Origin of the sequence: Desulfovibrio sp. 1214_IL3152 (genome assembly GCF_036763055.1) — a bacterium.
Taxonomy (GTDB): domain Bacteria; phylum Desulfobacterota; class Desulfovibrionia; order Desulfovibrionales; family Desulfovibrionaceae; genus Desulfovibrio.
In genome coordinates, this window is the sequence record NZ_JBAIYW010000105.1 from 1 (window position 1) to 2,053 (window position 2,053).

The following is a 2,053-nucleotide window of genomic DNA, read 5'->3' on the forward strand; positions in this document are numbered from 1 at the left end:
AGTACTCGTGCCGATCTGGATGTAGTAATAGTCTTCAGCCGAATCGTTCATGCTGCCGAAGTGGACCTTCATCTTGCCGGTGGAGGACAGGCCGTCGCTCTTGCCATCTATGCCCGTACCCGTGCCGTCACCAGTGTGCGTGTCGCCCGACAGGTTGCCGTTCAACAGGTAGATGCCGTTAAAGTCCGTGGCATTGGCGATTCGGGTAATTTCCGAAGCCATGGCCTGGTACTCCGATTCGATCATCAGGCGCTGTGTGGAGTCATAGGTGCCGGTGGCTGCCTGTTCGGCCAGTTCCTTCATCCGTATGAGCTTTTCGTCAATAACGGCCAGAGCGCCGTCAGCGGTCTGGATAAGGGAAATGGCATCGTTGGCGTTGCGGACACCCTGCTGCAAAGCGGCGATGTCGGTACGCATCAGTTCGCGAATGGCGAGGCCGGCGGCGTCGTCGGCCGATGAGTTGATGCGCAGGCCCGTGGACAAACGCTGCACCGAATTGGACAGATTGCTGTAGTGCGATGTCAGCGTATTGGCCACCTGGGTGGCCATCTGGTTATGATTGATATACATACATTCCTCCATGAATGCTGTACGTCACAGGCGGCGCGAAATGCCAACGCGTCCATGCGTAAACCGCCTTTGCTTGTCCTATCGGCTGTTCCCATCAGGACATTAGAGCAATTTCACTTTGAAATTGCTCTGGCGGCTGCGTGAGCAGACGTTCGTTACGGAGGCGTAAGCGCAGTTTATCTGCGCGGTTAAACGCCGAAGTGAGCGTGCCTTAAACTTTGAGAATGTATATTCTCAAAGTTAATCTGCTCTAGAGCAATCCTGCGCCAAATTTTTTTGATCAGCAAAACCGCTTCATTCAGGCCACCGCCGCGCAGGCAGCCTGTTTGAAGCGGTTTTCATGTGGCGATGTTTCTTTGCAGCGCGGCATGAACAACAAAAAAAGATCCCCGCCACCGTGACGGGGATCTTTTCGGGTCGGAGCGCAGACCCGTTGAAGGAGGAAGCCTTCCCCCGGCGCGGGCAGGACAGTGGCATGGGGAAAAAGTCTCTCAAAAAAGCAGGGCCACGCCACTGATGCACACCGCACAAACCCTGAAAGCCATCCTGAATCTCAGGTAAATCTCATTCGGGCGCTGTCAACACGTGCCTGAGACACTCGTGCACACCACCGGCCAAAGCGCGGCGCAACCGCCTGAAGACAAGATTTTGACGGTTCTTGACGAAAAAAATGGCATGATTCCTGCTTTGTCCAAGATTACAGGTTTCCGGGCATTTTTTGCCCACGGTTACCACGAGGCTGTGGAAGCAAAAAACCCGTAGCTTTTGGGCTTCGCACCGGCGATGGGCCGTTACGAAGAAAATCAACAACCGTCATCCGTTCGTCAGTACGAACACTGTGCGGCGACAGCCCGCAAGGAAGCGGACGCGCGTAAGCATCGCCGGGCATGCAGAACATTCATGGAGGAATGTCATGTATATCAATCACAACCAGATGGCCACCCAGGTGGCTAACACGCTGACATCGCACTACGGCAACCTGTCGTCCTCGGTGCAGCGCTTGTCCACGGGCCTGCGCATCAACTCTGCGGCCGACGACGCCGCCGGCCTCGCCATCCGCGAACTGATGCGTACCGACATCGCCGCTTTGCAGCAGGGTGTCCGCAACGCCAACGACGCCATTTCCCTCATCCAGACCGCTGACGGCGCTCTGGCCGTTATTGACGAAAAGCTCATACGCATGAAGGAACTGGCCGAACAGGCAGCCACCGGCACCTATGACTCCACACAGCGCCTGATGATCGAATCGGAGTACCAGGCCATGGCTTCGGAAATTACCCGAATCGCCAATGCCACGGACTTCAACGGCATTCATCTGCTGGATGGCAGCCTGTCGAGCGACACGCACACTGGTGACGGCACGGGCCTGGACATGAACGGCAAGAGCGACGGCCTGTCCTCCACCGGCAAGATGAAGATCCACTTCGGCAGCATGAACGACTCGGCTGAAGACTATTACTACATCCAGATCGGCACGAGCACC

Annotated in this window: 3 protein-coding genes; 2 read left to right on the top strand and 1 reads right to left on the bottom strand. The window is 56.2% G+C overall.

The features are described 5' to 3' along the window. Positions 1-570 (bottom strand): flagellin (locus V6C07_RS02005; protein WP_333534720.1); only part of this gene is annotated, 570 nt, incomplete at its 3' end. Positions 571-1,155: 585 nt separating this feature from the next. Here V6C07_RS02005 and V6C07_RS02010 point away from each other — a divergent pair. Next, positions 1,156-1,332: a hypothetical protein gene (locus V6C07_RS02010; RefSeq protein ID WP_333534721.1), complete on the top strand. Its 177-nt coding sequence runs from the start codon at positions 1,156-1,158 to the stop codon at positions 1,330-1,332. A gap of 151 nt (positions 1,333-1,483) precedes the next feature. After that, positions 1,484-2,053, top strand: a 570-nt coding sequence (locus V6C07_RS02015) for a flagellin (RefSeq protein ID WP_333534722.1), incomplete at its 3' end; no start/stop codon positions are given.